Below are 14,173 nucleotides of genomic sequence, written 5' to 3'. Positions count from 1 at the left end.
AGGATACTTGATGCCCGAAAACGCATTGCGTGCCAAGGTTCTGATAAGAAATCTAAACTGGAAACGCACTATCCATGACCGATCTGTCCCATCCGAACCCGCAGTTTTCCGCAGCCGATGCCGAGAAGCTGGCCATTGAAGTCTTTGGTGTCACTGCCACGGCATCGCCGCTCGACAGCGAACGCGATCGCAATTTTCGTCTGGAGACCGGAACGGATGCCGACTGGATTTTAAAAATCGTCAATGCCAGCGAGCCGCAGGTCGAAAGCGAATTCCAGACCGCGCTTCTGCAGCATCTGGCCAGTGCCGATGCGAAGCTCGCGGTTCCGCATCTGAAGCCAAGCCTTTCGGGCGATGTGCTTGCATCGGCTGTGGCGAGCGGTGGCGAGCGCCATGCCATGCGGCTGGTCGGCTGGCTGCCGGGTGTTCCCCTCGCGGAAGTCAAACGCACGTTTGGGCTGATGCGCAATCTCGGTCGCGCGCTTGGCGAACTGGATCATGCCTTGCAGGGCTTCATCCATCCGGGCGCCGTGCGCGATCTCGATTGGGATTTGCGCCATGCGGCCCGTACGCGCACGCGCCTGCATTTCGTCGGCGATGCCGACAGGCGTTCGCTGCTTGAGCGCTTCATCGTGCGTTTTGAAAACCGCGTCGCGCCGAAACTGTCGCGCCTGCGTGCACAGGTCATCCACAATGATGCGAATGACTGGAATGTACTGGTCAGCACGAGCGACCATGAACAGATTGCCGGATTGATCGATTTCGGCGATGCCGTTCACACGGTTCTGATTGCCGAAGTCGCCATTGCCTGCGCCTATTCCATTCTCGACATGGAAGATCCAATTGGTGCGGCAGCGGCACTGGCCGCCGGATTCCACGAAAAATACCCGCTCAAGGCGGAAGAAATCGACGTTCTGTTCGATCTCATCGCCATGCGTCTTGTCACCAGCGTGACCTTCTCTGCTTCGCGCCACGACAAGACGGACGACAATCCATATCTGGCGATCAGCGAGGCTCCGGCCTGGCGTCTTCTGGAAAAGATGGACGCGATGAACCCGCGTTTTGCGACCGCTATTCTGCGCAAGGCCTGCGGCTTCGACGCTATCGAGGGTGCAGGCGCGGTTCGCAAATGGATTGCGGATAACAGCAAGACCTTTGCGCCGATTGTGCATCCGGCACCGGCAACCATGACCAAGGCGCTCGTGCCATATGGCGATGAAACGCATGTCATGACGGTTGCCTCCGCTGAACAGCGCGCCAGGGAAGCGACGGAATGGTGGGATAATTTCTGCACTTACAACAACGTTCAGCTCGGTATCGGCCCCTGGGGCGAAAAGCGCACTGTCTATACCGACACCGCGTTTGAATCGCGTTTCATCGAAGGGCAGCGCCGCATCCACCATTTGGGCGTCGATCTGTTCATGCCTGCCGGAACGCCGCTTTACACGCCGCTGGCCGCAACGGTCGTCAGCGTTGAAATCGAACGCGAACCGCTCGGCTATGGCGGTCTCGTCAAGCTTGAGCATCGCCCGGAAGGCTGCCCGCCTTTCGTGACCCTCTGGGGGCATATGGCACATGAGGCGCTCGGTCGTCTCAAGCCGGGCGAGAGGCTGGAAGCTGGCGATCTCGTCGGCCATATGGGCGATATTCACGAAAATGGCGGGTGGACCCCGCATCTGCATTTCGAAATGACGACGGATATCAATCTGTCGGCAACCGAAATTCTGGGCGTCGGCGAAGCGGCCTATCTCGACGTCTGGGCCGATGTTTTCCCGGATGTGGCGGGGCTGGCGGGCATTCCGCCGGAGACCTTCCATCAGGATGGACGCACCCGCGCAGAAATCATCGCGAAGCGCAAGGAAATACTGCTGCCGAACCTGTCGATTTCCTATTCCGAGCCGATCAAGTTCGTGCGCGGCGAGGGGACGTGGCTGATCGACAATTACGGTCGCGCCTATCTCGATTGCTTCAACAATGTTTGCCATCTGGGGCACGCCCATCCGGAAGTGGTGGAAGCCATCGCCCGTCAGGCGGCGCTGCTCAATACCAACACCCGCTATCTGCACGACAACATCGTGGCCTACGCCGAACGGCTGACGGCAACCTTGCCGGAAGGACTGACGGTCGCGTCCTTCGCCTGCTCGGGTAGCGAAGCAAACAGCCTGATGCTGCGCATGGCACGCAATCATACGGGCCGCAAGGAAGCCATCGTTCTCGACTGGGCCTATCACGGCACCACGCAGGAGCTGATCGATCTCAGCCCCTACAAATACAAGCGGAAGGGCGGTAAAGGGCGACCGGATCACGTCTATGAGGCGGTCATTCCCGACAGCTACCACGCGCCGGAAGACTGGCCGCTGGAGGAACATGGCAAGCGCTTTGCCGAGAGCATTGCCGAACAGATCGACACCATGCGCAAGCAGGGTCGTGCGCCGGCTATGTTCTTTGCGGAATCGATTCCAAGTGTCGCCGGTCAGGTATTCCTGCCAGAAGGCTACCTCAGGGAAGTCTACGCTATGGTTCGTGCCGAAGGCGGACTTTGCGTTGCCGACGAAGTGCAGGTCGGTTTCGGTCGCGTCGGCAGCCATTGGTGGGCGTTTGAAATGCAGGATGTGGTGCCGGATATCGTCACCATGGGCAAGCCGATTGGCAATGGCCATCCCATGTCGGCTGTGGTGACCACCCGTGAAGTTGCAGACAGCTTCAATAACGGCATGGAATATTTCAACACCTTCGGCGGCAATCCGGTGTCCTGTGCCGCTGGTCTTGCAGTCATCGACGTGATCGAACGCGACAAGCTGCGCGAGAATGCGCTGACTGTCGGAAACTATCTCATCAACGGTTTCCGTAAGATGCAGCAGCGCTTCGATATTATCGGCGATGTTCGCGGTCAGGGACTGTTCCTCGGTATCGAGCTTGTCACGGATCGCAAGACCAAGGCGCCAGCAACGGCGCTGGCCCGCAAGATCAATGACGGCGCGCGCGAACGCGGCATCCTGATGGGGACTGAGGGTCCGCATGACAACGTGTTGAAGATGCGCCCGTCCATGGTGTTCAGCCGCGCCAATGCAGATCATTTGCTCAGCGTTCTGGCCGACAGTTTCGAGGCTGCGTTGAAGTAAAGCCTCCAACATCAGGGCCGATTTTCAAGGCCGCATTCCGATCCGGTTTGCCGGGTGGGAGTGCGGCCTTTTCTTTTAAAATCGCGCCCTCGACCGCCGACAATATGCCGGTCATTTCCGGCAATGTGTCGGGCTGGCAGTCATATTGCAGGATGCTTGGAAACAAGGCCTGTGCCAAGCTCTGTCGATGAAGGTTGATGGCAAACCATAAGCCTAACAATAAGACCAATCCAGAGGAAACACCAAAGCCATGAATAGCAAGCTCAAGACCATGTTTGCGGCTGCAGCCGTAGCACTCGCCGCCGCCTTTTCCGCCATGCCAGCGCATGCGGATGAGCTGGAAAAGCTCAAGGAAACCGGTGAGTTACGCGTCGCCATGAGTGGCGCCTATCCTCCGTTCAGCTTCACCAATGCCGATAATCAGGTGGTAGGCTTCGATGCCTCCATCGGAACAGAAATCGCCAATCGTCTGGGCGTGAAGGTCAAGCTCGTGACCACGCCATTTGACGGTATCATTGCAGGTCTTCTGGCCAAGAAATACGATGCTGTTGTCGCCTCCATGACCATCACCCCAGAGCGTGAAAAGGCCGTCGATTTTGTGGGACCCTACTACCATGCGGGTCGCACGGTCGTGGTCAAAGAAGACGCCCCAATCCAGAAACTGGAAGACCTCAATGGCAAAACCGTGGGTGTGACCATGGGTGATGCCCATGAGAAGTGGGCCAAGGCACAGGGCGACCTCAATGTTCGCACCTATAAGGGCCTGCCGGAAATGTTGATTGATCTTGATGCAGGCCGCATCGATGCTCTTGTCATGGACAGCATTCCGGTGAAGATCGCGGTGAAGGAAACCGGCCAGAAGGTTCGCATTCTGGATACGCCGAATATCGAAGGCGGTCGTGAGGCGCTCGGCATTGCCATTCGCAAGAACAATCCGGAACTCAAGGCTGCCATGCAGAAGGCACTCGACGACATGCTCGCCGATGGCGGCTACGAGAAGATCTCGATGCAGTGGATCGGTAGCGATATTCGCTAAGCTGGCTTTTAATCCGGCCCGGTTTATCCGGGCCGGTACATGCGATCTTCCGGAGTAGTTCTATGGATCTTGCGTTAATGCGGCACGTCCTCCCGTTTTTTCTGGAGGCGGCATGGGTAACTGTGCAGATTTCCGTGCTTGCTCTTGTGTTGGGATTCGTCATTGCGGGCATTCTGGTCGTCGGACGCCTTTCTAACAGCTTTGTTCTGCGTTTTTTGTCCGGCGCCTATGTCAGCATTTTTCGTGGAACGCCCTGCCTCGTGCAGCTGTTCGTGCTTTATTTCGGTGGCCCGCAGATCGGGCTCGAACTGGAGCCCTATGCGGCGGGTGTCATCGGTCTGGGGCTCAATATCGGCGCTTACATGGCCGAGTCTATTCGCGGCGCAATTGCAAGCGTGGATCGGGGCCAGGACGAGGCAGCCCGCTCGATTGGGTTTGGCCGCGGCCAGACGCTGCGCCTCATCATTCTGCCACAGGCCGCACGCCTGATGATCCGCCCGCTCGGTGTGAATGCGGTTGCTCTGGTCAAGGGTTCGGCGCTGGTATCGACCATTTCCGTGGTTGAACTCACCTATACGGCGCAACGCTTCATCAGCTCGACCTACAAGCCATTCGAGATTTTCGCAGTTGCTGCGGTCATTTACATGCTCATCGTCTATGTGGTGGCGTCGCTTGTCGATCTGCTCGACAAGCGCTTCGCTGCACGCTGAGGGAGGACGCAATGCCAGCTCTCGATTTCAGTATCGTCGCTCCCTATACCGATCTGCTCTTGACCGGATTGTGGTGGACCATCGTTCTTGCGGTCGCATCCAGCGCGCTGAGCTTCATCCTCGGCATCGTCTTTGCGCTGGTTGTGCTTTATGCACCGGCTTTGTTCGCCTATCCGGTCCGCTTCTTCATGTGGCTCTTCATGGGAACGCCGCTGCTTTTGCAGCTCTATCTCATCTATTACGGTCTGGTGCAGATCGGGATCGACATTCCGGCCCTGTTTGCGGGCATTCTCGGATTGAGTCTGCATTTCGCGGTCTATAATGCGGATGTGTTCCGGGCGGGCATCGTCTCGGTCGATCCGGGGCAGACGGAAGGTGCGCGATCCATCGGGCTAAGTCAGGGGCAGACGCTGCGCTATATCATCATCCCGCAGGCCATCCGCAACACCATCCCGCCCATCGGCAACAACATGATCGTGCTGTTGAAAGACACATCGCTCGTGTCGATCATCGGCATTGCCGAACTGGTTCACAGCGCGCAGATCGCCATCAGTGAAACCTATAGTCCGTTTGAGTTCTATCTGACTGCCGCCGCACTTTATTACGTGGTCAACCTCGTCATGGAAGCGGGCCTGCGGCATATCGAAAGAAAAGTGGAGGTTACGCGATGAGCGCCTTGAAGCCTATGGTTGAAGTGAAAGGCGCCCGCAAAGCCTATGGTGCGCTGGAGGTTCTGAAAGGGATCGATCTTTCGGTATCGCGTGGCCAGATCATCGCGATCATCGGCCCGAGTGGTTCGGGCAAGAGCACATTGCTGCGCTCCATCAATCATCTGGAGACGCTGAATGGCGGCGAAGTCTGGCTCGACGGGTTGCAGGTCAACCAGCCGCTGAGCGGGCAGGCTTTTGAAAAGCACATCAACGCGGTGCGCCAGCAGATGGGCATGGTGTTTCAGCACTTCAATCTGTTTCCGCATCTCACCGTGCTGGAAAACATCACGCTGGGACCGACAAAGCTGAAGGGCATGTCCAAATCGGCGGCCCGCGAACTGGCGCTGGAACTGCTCAACAAGGTGGGGCTCGCCAGCAAGGTGGACGTCTACCCGTCACGCCTGTCCGGCGGCCAGAAACAGCGCGTTGCCATTGCCCGCGCGCTTGCCATGCAGCCGAAGGTGATGCTGTTCGACGAGGCGACCTCGGCGCTCGATCCGGAACTGGTCGATGAAGTGAATGCGGTCATGAAGCAGCTTGCAGCCGAGCATATGACGATGCTGATCGTGACGCATGAAATGCGCTTTGCCGGTGAGGTTGCCGACAGGATCATCTTCATGGACGGCGGCTTTGTGGTCGAAGAAGGCGCGCCCGCAGACGTGTTGCGCAACCCGCAGCAGGACCGGACGCGGGCCTTCCTGAAAAACTATATCGCTTCTTAAGCGTCACCTCGAAATGAAAGCCCCCGGACCAACCAAGTCCGGGGGCTTTTTCTTAGAGCATTTCCAGCAAAAGTGCGTAGCGGTTTTGCGTAGGATAATGCGCAAAACAAATAGATAGAGCGGTTCCACGATTCCGTTTTAACCGGAACCGCTCTGGGAAAGCAGGGCTTGCGATCAGCCTTCCTTATGCTGTTGCGCGGCCAGTTCCTCGACGCTCATATCCGGCTCGTTGCGGGTCTTGTAGAGCGAGTAGAGCACACCGCTTGCGAGAATGCCGAGCGTTACCACCAGCGACAGCAGTGTGTTGATATGAACACCCAGCGGCACGAGGAAAATCTTGATACCGATCAGCACCAGAATGATCGCCAGCGATACCTGAAGATAGCGGAAGCGGTTCATGGCGGCGGCGAGTGCGAAATAGAGCGCGCGCAGGCCGAGGACGGCGAAGATGTTCGAGGTGTAGACGATAAACGTATCCTGCGTGACGGCAAACACGGCAGGGACGGAGTCTACGGCAAAGATCAGATCGACGGTCTCAACCATGATCAGCGCGACCGCAAGCGGCGTTAGCCAGGTGACGAGCTTGCCGGTTTTCGGGTGCGGCTTCTTGACGGTGAAATGGCGCCCGTGCACCTCGCTGGTGATATTGAAGCGCTTGCGCAGGAACCGGAAAACCGCATTCTGCTCGATATCGGGCGTTTCATCCTGATGGCGGAACATCTTGAAGCCGGTGAAGACGAGGAAAGCGCCGAACAGGAACAGGATCCAATTGAACTCATGCACCAATGCCGCGCCCAGCCCGATCAGAACCGCGCGGAAGGCGATGACGCCCAGAATACCCCAGAACAGCACGCGGTGCTGATAAAGGCGCGGGATGGCGAGAAAGCCGAAAATCGTTGCGATGACGAACATATTGTCCATCGCAAGGCTCTGCTCGATCAGATAGCCGGTGTAGAATTCGAGGCCCGCCTGCGCGCCGCGTTCCCACCAGACCCAGCCGCCGAAAGCCAATGCGATGACGACATAGAAGCCGTAAAGGAGCAGGCTCTCCTTGGCTCCGATTTCATGTTCGTCGCGATGCAGAATACCAAGATCGAAAACCAGCAAACCCACGACGATCGTGATGAATGCCGCCCAGAAGTATACAGGTGTGCCGAGAAAATCGCCCGAAAGGGCTAAAATAAGCGAATCCATCGCCGGACCATCTCCATTTGAACAAGTGGAGCAGCCCCGACATCGCCATAGCGGAAAACCATGACCAGAGGGGCCCGGCGCTGCCTTCTTCAAATGTGTATGTTTTTGCCCGGTTCAAGGGTGGAGTGTAAAATTTTTGTGAGGGGGTGTGGCAGTCTGGAGCGGATTCCCGCTCCAGACGGATTTCGTTGCAATATCAATGTTGTGGCGCGGGCGTTTCTTCTGCGTCCGGTTCCTTGATGCGGAACCATGCCACATAGAGCGCTGGCAGGAACAGGAGGGTGATCGCCGTGCCAGCGATGATGCCGCCCATCATGGCATAGGCCATCGGCCCCCAGAACACTTCGCGGGCAATGGGGATCAGCGCAAGGCTTGCCGCCGCCGCCGTCAGTGCAATCGGGCGCATACGGTGCTGGCTGGCGATCATCACAGCATCCCAGGGCTTCATGCCTTCGGTGATATGTTCCTCGATCTGCACAATCAGGATGACGGAGTTTCGGATCAGAATGCCGATCAGCGCCAGCACGCCTAGAATGGCGACGAAACCAAGCGGTTTGCCGCTTGGCAGGAGTGCTGCAACCACGCCGATCAATCCAAGCGGCGCAACCGCCACCACGAGGAACAGGCGCTGGAAACTCTGCAACTGCAGCATCAGCACAGTCGCCATCACAAACAGCATCAGCGGAACAACGGCTGCAATCGGGCCCTGGCTCTTGCCGCTTTCCTCAACCGTGCCTGCGGTCTGAATATAGTAGCCAGCCGGTAGCTTGTCGGCGAAAGCCTTGATCGCGGGGCCGAGGTCTTTCACGATCGTATCCGGCATGGTCTTGTCGATAATGCCTGCCGCGACCGTGATCGTCGGGATGCGTGACCGCCGGTAGATGACGGGCTGCTCAAGCTCGTAACGGAAATTGGCGATGGAAGCGAGCGGCACCGAGGTGCCGTTGCCGGTCGCAATTTGCAGGCTCTGCAAGGTGTCGATGGAATCGCGTTCGTGCTTTTGCGCGCGCACGACGACATCGATCAGATAGATCGAATCCCGCACCTGCGTGATGGTGATGCCGCCGACGACACCGTTCAGCGTCGTGGCAATATCCTTGGATGAAATGCCAAGCTTGCGCGCCTTGTCCTGCATGACATCGACACGGATCACGCGGCCGGGTTCATTCCAGTTATAATTGACCACCCCCAGTCTTTCGTCGGCAGTCAGGATGCCCGCGAAATCCTGCGCCAGACCGCGCAGTTTTTGAATGTCCGGGCCGGAAATGCGGTATTGCACGGGGCGTCCGACCGGCGGTCCAAGCTCCAGGAATTTCACATAGACGTCGGTGCCGACATAATCCTTGCGGAAGACCTCATCAAACTTGGCCTTCAGGCGGTCTCGCGCTTCGACATCCTTGGCGACGACGACCATCTGGCCGAAATAGGGATTGTTCGGCTGCACGTCGAAGGAGAGGATGAACCGGATCGCGCTTTGCCCGACATAGGTGCTCCAATGCTCGATATCGGGATTGCCTTTTAGCATGGTTTCTTCGAAACGCTCCATCTGCGCCCGGGTTTCGGCGATGGAGCTGTTTTGCGGCAAGGTCCAGTCGAGAACCAGTTCCGGACGATCCGACTGCGGGAAGAACTGCTGTTCGATGAAGCGCATCCCGAAAACTGAAACCGCAAACAGAAGGACGGTTGTCACGATGGTCACCCAGCGATAGCGCATCGCCAGCAACAGCGCCCTGGAAAAGGCTTCAAAGAAGCGGCTGCGCTTTTCCGCATGGGGCTTCATTTTCTTGGGCAGGAATGTGACGCCCAGCAGCGGCGCAAACAGCACCGCGACAATCCACGACACTACCAGCGAAACGGCGATCACCACAAAGAGCGTATAGGTATATTCACCCGCCTGACTGGAATTGAGGCCGATCGGGATGAAGCCCGCAATGGTCACAAGCGTGCCTGTCAGCATCGGAAAGGCCGTATGCGAATAGACGTAAGTGGCGGCCTTGTTGATCGGGTCGCCGAATTCCAGTCGCGCCACCATCATCTCGACCGCAATCATGGCATCATCGACCAAAAGGCCGAGCGCGATGATAAGCGCGCCGAGCGACACGCGTTGCAGTGAAATATCCAGAAGCGACATCGACAGGAAGGTGATCGCAAGCACGAGCGGGATCGACAGCGACACCACGAAACCGGCGCGCAGGCCAAGGCTGACAAAGCTGACCGCAAGCACGATGACCACGGCTTCGAACAGTGCGCTGGTAAAGCCGGACACGGCTTCCTTCACGACATGCGGCTGGTCGGCCACCTTGAACACCTTGACGCCGACAGGGAGTTCCGCCGTCACCTGCTGCATCATCTTGTCGAGCGCCGCGCCAAATTCCAGCAGATTTCCGTTCGGCTTCATACCGATGCCAAGCCCGATGGAATCCGCGCCATTGACGCGGAAGATGGATGTTGGCGGGTCGACATAGCCGCGCGTGATGGTGGCCACATCGGACAAGCGGAAGAACCGGTCATTGACGCGCAGATTGACCGCGCGCAGATCTGCTTCGGAATTGAACTGGCCGCTGACGCGGACACTGATCCGTTCCGGCCCGGCCTGAACGACGCCCGATGGCGTGATCGCGTTCTGGTCCTGCAAGGCCTGAAGCACGGCCTGCTGGTCGAGACCAAGTGCTGCGACCTGCCGCGTCGAAAATTCGAGATAGATCGCCTCGTCCTGCGCGCCAATCAGCTCGACCTTACCGGCATTGGGCAGCGTCAAAATCTTGGCGCGCACATCTTCCGCATAATCACGCAGCTGTCGCATGGACAGACCATCAGCGGTGAAGGCGAAGATATTCCCGAAAACATCGCCGAACTTGTCGTTATAATAAGGCCCATAAACGCCATCAGGCAGTTCCGGCTTGATATCGTCCAGCATATGCCGGACTTCATTCCAGGCGTCGGTGACCTGACGTTTGCGCACCGTGTCCTTCAGGAAAACGAAGACGACAGACTGGCCCGCGGTCGTGACGCTGCGCGTATAATCGAGCGTATCGAGTTCCTCGAGCTTCTTCTCGATGCGATCCGTGACCTGATTGAGCGTTTCTTCCACGGAAGCGCCCGGCCAGTTGGCCTGCACCACCATCGTCTTGACGGTGAATTCCGGGTCTTCTTCGCGACCGAGATCGAGATAGGACACGAAGCCTGCGACCAGAAACACGAGCATGAAATACCAGACCAGCGATCTGTGGTTCAAAGCCCAGTCGGACAGATTGAATCCCTTTTTCACAGGCCAGTTCCTTTCTGGTCCAGACGGACTTTCTGTCCTTCTTTCAATTCATAGACGCCAGCAATCGCCACATAGCTGCCGACCTCGACACCACCGGCAACGAAATTGCCGCCCTGCCGCGCGATAACCTGAACATCGTGCAGCGAGACGGTCTGTTTGTCGGGATCGATAATCCAGATGCTTGTCTTGCCGTTGTCCTCGCGCAGGGCCTGGATCGGCAGGCGCACCACATCCTTCTCCGGCGTCGCCAAAGCGGCGCGGATGGTCGCCCCGAGACGGAAACCGTCGGGAGGATTGTCGAGGGCAATTCTGACCCGGCGGCTGCGGGTCTGCGCATCCGCCTGCGGCGCGACTTCCCGCACAGTGCCGGTTCCCGTCACCGACGGATCAGCCTGAAGCTGCACATTGAAGGCAGCACCCGGCGCGAAATACTGTGTCATGCTGTCGGGAATATCGACCACGGCTTCACGAATGTCCGGGCGCGCCACCGTCATCACTGCCTGACCGGCGGCGACCACTTGTCCAACCTCGGCATTGGTTGCCGAAATTACCCCGTCATAGTCGGGGCGCAACACGGCATAGCTGCGCTGGTCCTGCGCCTTTTTCAGCCCGGCCCGGGCCTTTTCCAGTCCTGCACTGGCGCTGTCGCGCGCCTGTCTGGCGGCATCATAATCGGCCTGCGAAACATTGTTGCCTTGCAGCAAAATGCGCTGCCGCTCCTCGCTGGCCGAGGCATTGGCATATTGCGCCTCGGCGCTCGCCAGATCGGCCTTCGCCGACTGGATCGCCAGATCAAGCGTCGACGGATCAAGCGTTGCGACGCTCTCACCCTTCTGCACCAGATCGCCCACCTGCACCGGACGGCTGATGATGCGCCCAAGCACGCGGAAGGCGAGATCGGTCGAATAGCGCGGCTCGATCGTACCGGCAAACCCCGCCTGCGTGGCCGGTCGCGGTTCAACAACCATGTAGAGAACCGGGCGAACGGGTTCGGCCTCCGCTTCGCTTTCATCGCTCTTGCCGCAGGCTGCGAGCGCAAGCGTGGTCATCAGCACAGCGGCGCGCATCAGGGGGAGGGCAATGGGCTTTCGGAATTCTCGCATCATTGCGCAACCGCCCCTTCCTGCGTCTGCATGATTTCGGTCGGCTCGCCCGACCGCAGCATCTGCGCGCCTTTCGTGACGATCAGTTCGCCGTCGTTCAAGCCGCCATCCACGATCACCCGTTCCTTTTCATAGGAAAGCACGGTGATTGGAACCAGCGTTGTAACATGGGTATCGTCAGCCACCCGCCAAACAGCGGGGCGTCCGGCGTCGGATGTCATGGCGCTCCATGGCAGGACGATGACTTGACGGCTATCCATATGCACTGTTCCGGTGACGGTCGCACCAAGCGCCATCTGTGGCGGGGTTTTGGCAATGCCAACCTTGACCCGGACCGTGCCGGTCTGCGCATCGACGACCGGAGAGATTTCGCGGATTTGTCCTTCTGCAACAATGGAAGCGTCCGACAGCAGCGCAATTGTCACGCCCATGCCGTCCTTGGCGTGGTTGACCAGCGTTTCCTGCACGTCGAAGACGGCATCGCGTGGTCCATCCTCGGCAATCGAAAACGCCGTCTGCGCGGCCTGTATCACCTGACCCGCTTCGATGTTGCGCGCCGTGACGACACCGGAAACCGGGGCGCGCAGTTCGGTGTAGGAAAGCTGGTCGCGCGCGTCGCTAAGCTGGCTTTCGGCGCTCGAAAGCGCGCTTTGCGCGGTTTGCAGGGTCTGGTTTGCCTGATCATAGGTGCTGCGGGTCGTGAAACCCTGCGCGAGAAGCGCCTTCTGGCGTTTGAAATTGGCGTCCGCCTGAACGAGCTGCGCCTGCGCGGCATCCTTCGAGGCCTGAGCAACACGCAGATTCGCCTGCTGTTCGGCATCGTCGATACGGGCGATCAACTCGCCTTTGTCGACATGCTGGCCGATCTCGGTCTTGCGCTCCACGACCTGCCCGCCAAGGCGAAATGAGGTGTTGACCAGCGAGCGGGCGGCAATCGCGCCGGAAAGCGTCAATCGGGGCTGATAATCGCTTGCCGCCACCTTCATCACGGCAACCGGAACCACATTGCGGGAATCGGCACGGGCCGGAGCGCCAAATGTTATTGCCGAAATGCAGAATGCAAAGGCAGCCGTGGTTCCGAATATGACGCTTCGTCCGGAGCGGAGGAAACGGTAGGAAGGTTTTGCAATCATTGAACGATCCCGGTGGTTCGCATCTGCGGGAGAATGCAATCAAACGGCTTTCAACGAAAGCTTATTTTTTACGTAGGCGTCAATTCAACCGGGTCCATAGCGCACTTTAAAATTGCGAAACTGTAATAGGGCTTGATATCGCCTTTGTTGACACCCGCGCGACCGGATTGCGTCACGAAACCGTCATGAGCCACTTCTAGTATTCCGTGCAATTGCGCGGAGTCGTCGCGGCTTCGGGTGTTATCTTCAGCTTATGGTGTGAACATGTTCGAGAGTAGCCATCTGGACCGTATCAAGGCGGAAATCGCCGACAGTTTCGATGAAGAGCTGGAAATGCAGATCGAGGAAGAGCGGCTTGACGCGCTGGTCGCCGAGGGCATGTCCGGCCCCGCCGAACAGACGCTTGAACGCCGCCTTTATTTCCGCGAGCTGTTTCGTCTCCAGCATGAGCTGGTGAAGCTTCAGGACTGGGTGCAGCACAAGAAGCTCAAAGTCGTCGTGCTGTTCGAAGGCCGCGATTCCGCTGGCAAGGGTGGCGCGATCAAGCGCGTGACGCAGCGTCTCAATCCGCGTGTCTGCCGCGTCGTCGCGCTGCCTGCTCCCACCGAACGCGAGCGCAATCAGTGGTATTTCCAGCGTTATGTGCCGCATCTGCCGACCGCTGGCGAAATGGTCCTGTTCGACCGCTCCTGGTATAATCGGGCCGGTGTCGAGCGGGTCATGGGCTTTTGCACGAAGGAGGAACTGGAAGAGTTTTTCCGCTCCGTTCCCGAATTTGAACGCATGCTGGTGCGTTCCGGGATCATTCTCATCAAATACTGGTTCTCGATCACCGACGAAGAGCAGGAATTCCGCTTCAACATGCGTATCCACGATCCGCTGAAGCAGTGGAAGCTTTCGCCGATGGACCTCGAAAGCCGCGTTCATTGGGAAGACTACACCAAGGCCAAGGAAGAGATGCTGCACCGCACCCATATTGCCGAAGCGCCATGGTGGGTTGTCGAGGCCGTCGACAAGAAAAAGGCGCGCCTCAATTGCATCGCCCATCTTCTGTCGCAGATCCCTTATGAGGATGTGCCGAAGTCGGCCATCCATCTGCCGGAACGCGTGCGCCATGACGATTATGTACGTCATCAGACCCCGTCCGAAATGTATGTGCCGGAAGTGTATTAGAG

At 58.3% G+C, this 14,173-nt stretch carries 10 protein-coding genes; 6 read left to right on the top strand and 4 right to left on the bottom strand.

Annotated features, from left to right (window positions below):
* The first annotated feature begins 74 nt into the window (after nt 1–74).
* From ABWW11_RS18230 to ABWW11_RS18210, 5 genes are all read left to right on the top strand, one after another.
* Nucleotides 75–3,122 carry an aminotransferase class III-fold pyridoxal phosphate-dependent enzyme gene (locus ABWW11_RS18230; RefSeq protein WP_109366859.1) on the top strand — a complete coding sequence of 1,016 codons (3,048 nt, stop codon included), beginning with the start codon at nt 75–77 and terminating at the stop codon, nt 3,120–3,122.
* A 250-nt stretch (nt 3,123–3,372) separates the two neighbouring features.
* Nucleotides 3,373–4,158: an ABC transporter substrate-binding protein gene (locus ABWW11_RS18225; protein ID WP_109366860.1), complete on the top strand. Its 786-nt coding sequence runs from the start codon at nt 3,373–3,375 to the stop codon at nt 4,156–4,158.
* Between the two features lie 62 nt (nt 4,159–4,220).
* The gene (locus ABWW11_RS18220; protein ID WP_109366861.1) at nt 4,221–4,868 is read left to right on the top strand and encodes an amino acid ABC transporter permease; all 648 of its coding nucleotides are present in this window, start codon (nt 4,221–4,223) and stop codon (nt 4,866–4,868) included.
* A gap of 11 nt (nt 4,869–4,879) precedes the next feature.
* On the top strand, nt 4,880–5,539 hold the full coding sequence (locus tag ABWW11_RS18215) for an amino acid ABC transporter permease (protein ID WP_109366862.1): 660 nt from the start codon (nt 4,880–4,882) through the stop codon (nt 5,537–5,539).
* Nucleotides 5,536–6,300, top strand: coding sequence for an amino acid ABC transporter ATP-binding protein (locus ABWW11_RS18210; protein ID WP_280176229.1), 765 nt, complete (start codon nt 5,536–5,538; stop codon nt 6,298–6,300). Before ABWW11_RS18215 ends, ABWW11_RS18210 begins: the two co-directional genes overlap by 4 nt.
* 174 nt (nt 6,301–6,474) lie before the next feature.
* Here ABWW11_RS18210 and ABWW11_RS18205 read toward each other — a convergent pair whose 3' ends face one another.
* The 4 genes from ABWW11_RS18205 to ABWW11_RS18190 form a co-directional block, all read right to left on the bottom strand.
* A complete protein-coding gene (locus ABWW11_RS18205; protein WP_109366863.1) occupies nt 6,475–7,494 on the bottom strand; it encodes a TerC family protein in 1,020 nt (339 codons plus the stop codon).
* Nucleotides 7,495–7,690: 196 nt separating this feature from the next.
* Nucleotides 7,691–10,762: an efflux RND transporter permease subunit gene (locus ABWW11_RS18200; protein ID WP_124915314.1), complete on the bottom strand. Its 3,072-nt coding sequence runs from the start codon at nt 10,760–10,762 to the stop codon at nt 7,691–7,693.
* Nucleotides 10,759–11,829, bottom strand: coding sequence for an efflux RND transporter periplasmic adaptor subunit (locus tag ABWW11_RS18195; protein WP_235858973.1), 1,071 nt, complete (start codon nt 11,827–11,829; stop codon nt 10,759–10,761). Before ABWW11_RS18195 ends, ABWW11_RS18200 begins: the two co-directional genes overlap by 4 nt.
* Nucleotides 11,830–11,864: 35 nt before the next feature.
* Nucleotides 11,865–12,998 (bottom strand): efflux RND transporter periplasmic adaptor subunit, encoded by a 1,134-nt coding sequence (locus ABWW11_RS18190; protein WP_109366865.1) that lies wholly within the window; start codon nt 12,996–12,998, stop codon nt 11,865–11,867.
* Nucleotides 12,999–13,262: 264 nt separating this feature from the next.
* Here ABWW11_RS18190 and ppk2 point away from each other — a divergent pair, with 264 nt between their 5' ends.
* A complete protein-coding gene (ppk2, locus tag ABWW11_RS18185) occupies nt 13,263–14,171 on the top strand; it encodes a polyphosphate kinase 2 (protein WP_109367940.1) in 909 nt (302 codons plus the stop codon).
* Nucleotides 14,172–14,173 lie beyond the last annotated feature (2 nt).

The sequence above is a fragment of the Brucella sp. NBRC 113783 genome (assembly GCF_040372265.1).
GTDB lineage: Bacteria > Pseudomonadota > Alphaproteobacteria > Rhizobiales > Rhizobiaceae > Brucella > Brucella teleogrylli.
This window is presented reverse-complemented; position numbering and strand designations above follow the sequence as displayed.

Bases quoted from the DNA above. Each gene is read 5' to 3' on its own strand.
- ABWW11_RS18190 (WP_109366865.1), bottom strand. From the start codon at position 12,998: ATGATTGCAAAACCTTCCTACCGTTTCCTCCGCTCCGGACGAAGCGTC.
- ABWW11_RS18230 (WP_109366859.1), top strand. From the start codon at position 75: ATGACCGATCTGTCCCATCCGAACCCGCAGTTTTCCGCAGCCGATGCC.
- ABWW11_RS18220 (WP_109366861.1), top strand. From the start codon at position 4,221: ATGGATCTTGCGTTAATGCGGCACGTCCTCCCGTTTTTTCTGGAGGCG.
- ABWW11_RS18225 (WP_109366860.1), top strand. From the start codon at position 3,373: ATGAATAGCAAGCTCAAGACCATGTTTGCGGCTGCAGCCGTAGCACTC.
- ABWW11_RS18210 (WP_280176229.1), top strand. From the start codon at position 5,536: ATGAGCGCCTTGAAGCCTATGGTTGAAGTGAAAGGCGCCCGCAAAGCC.
- ABWW11_RS18215 (WP_109366862.1), top strand. From the start codon at position 4,880: ATGCCAGCTCTCGATTTCAGTATCGTCGCTCCCTATACCGATCTGCTC.
- ABWW11_RS18195 (WP_235858973.1), bottom strand. From the start codon at position 11,829: ATGCGCGCCGCTGTGCTGATGACCACGCTTGCGCTCGCAGCCTGCGGC.
- ppk2 (WP_109367940.1), top strand. From the start codon at position 13,263: ATGTTCGAGAGTAGCCATCTGGACCGTATCAAGGCGGAAATCGCCGAC.
- ABWW11_RS18205 (WP_109366863.1), bottom strand. From the start codon at position 7,494: ATGGATTCGCTTATTTTAGCCCTTTCGGGCGATTTTCTCGGCACACCT.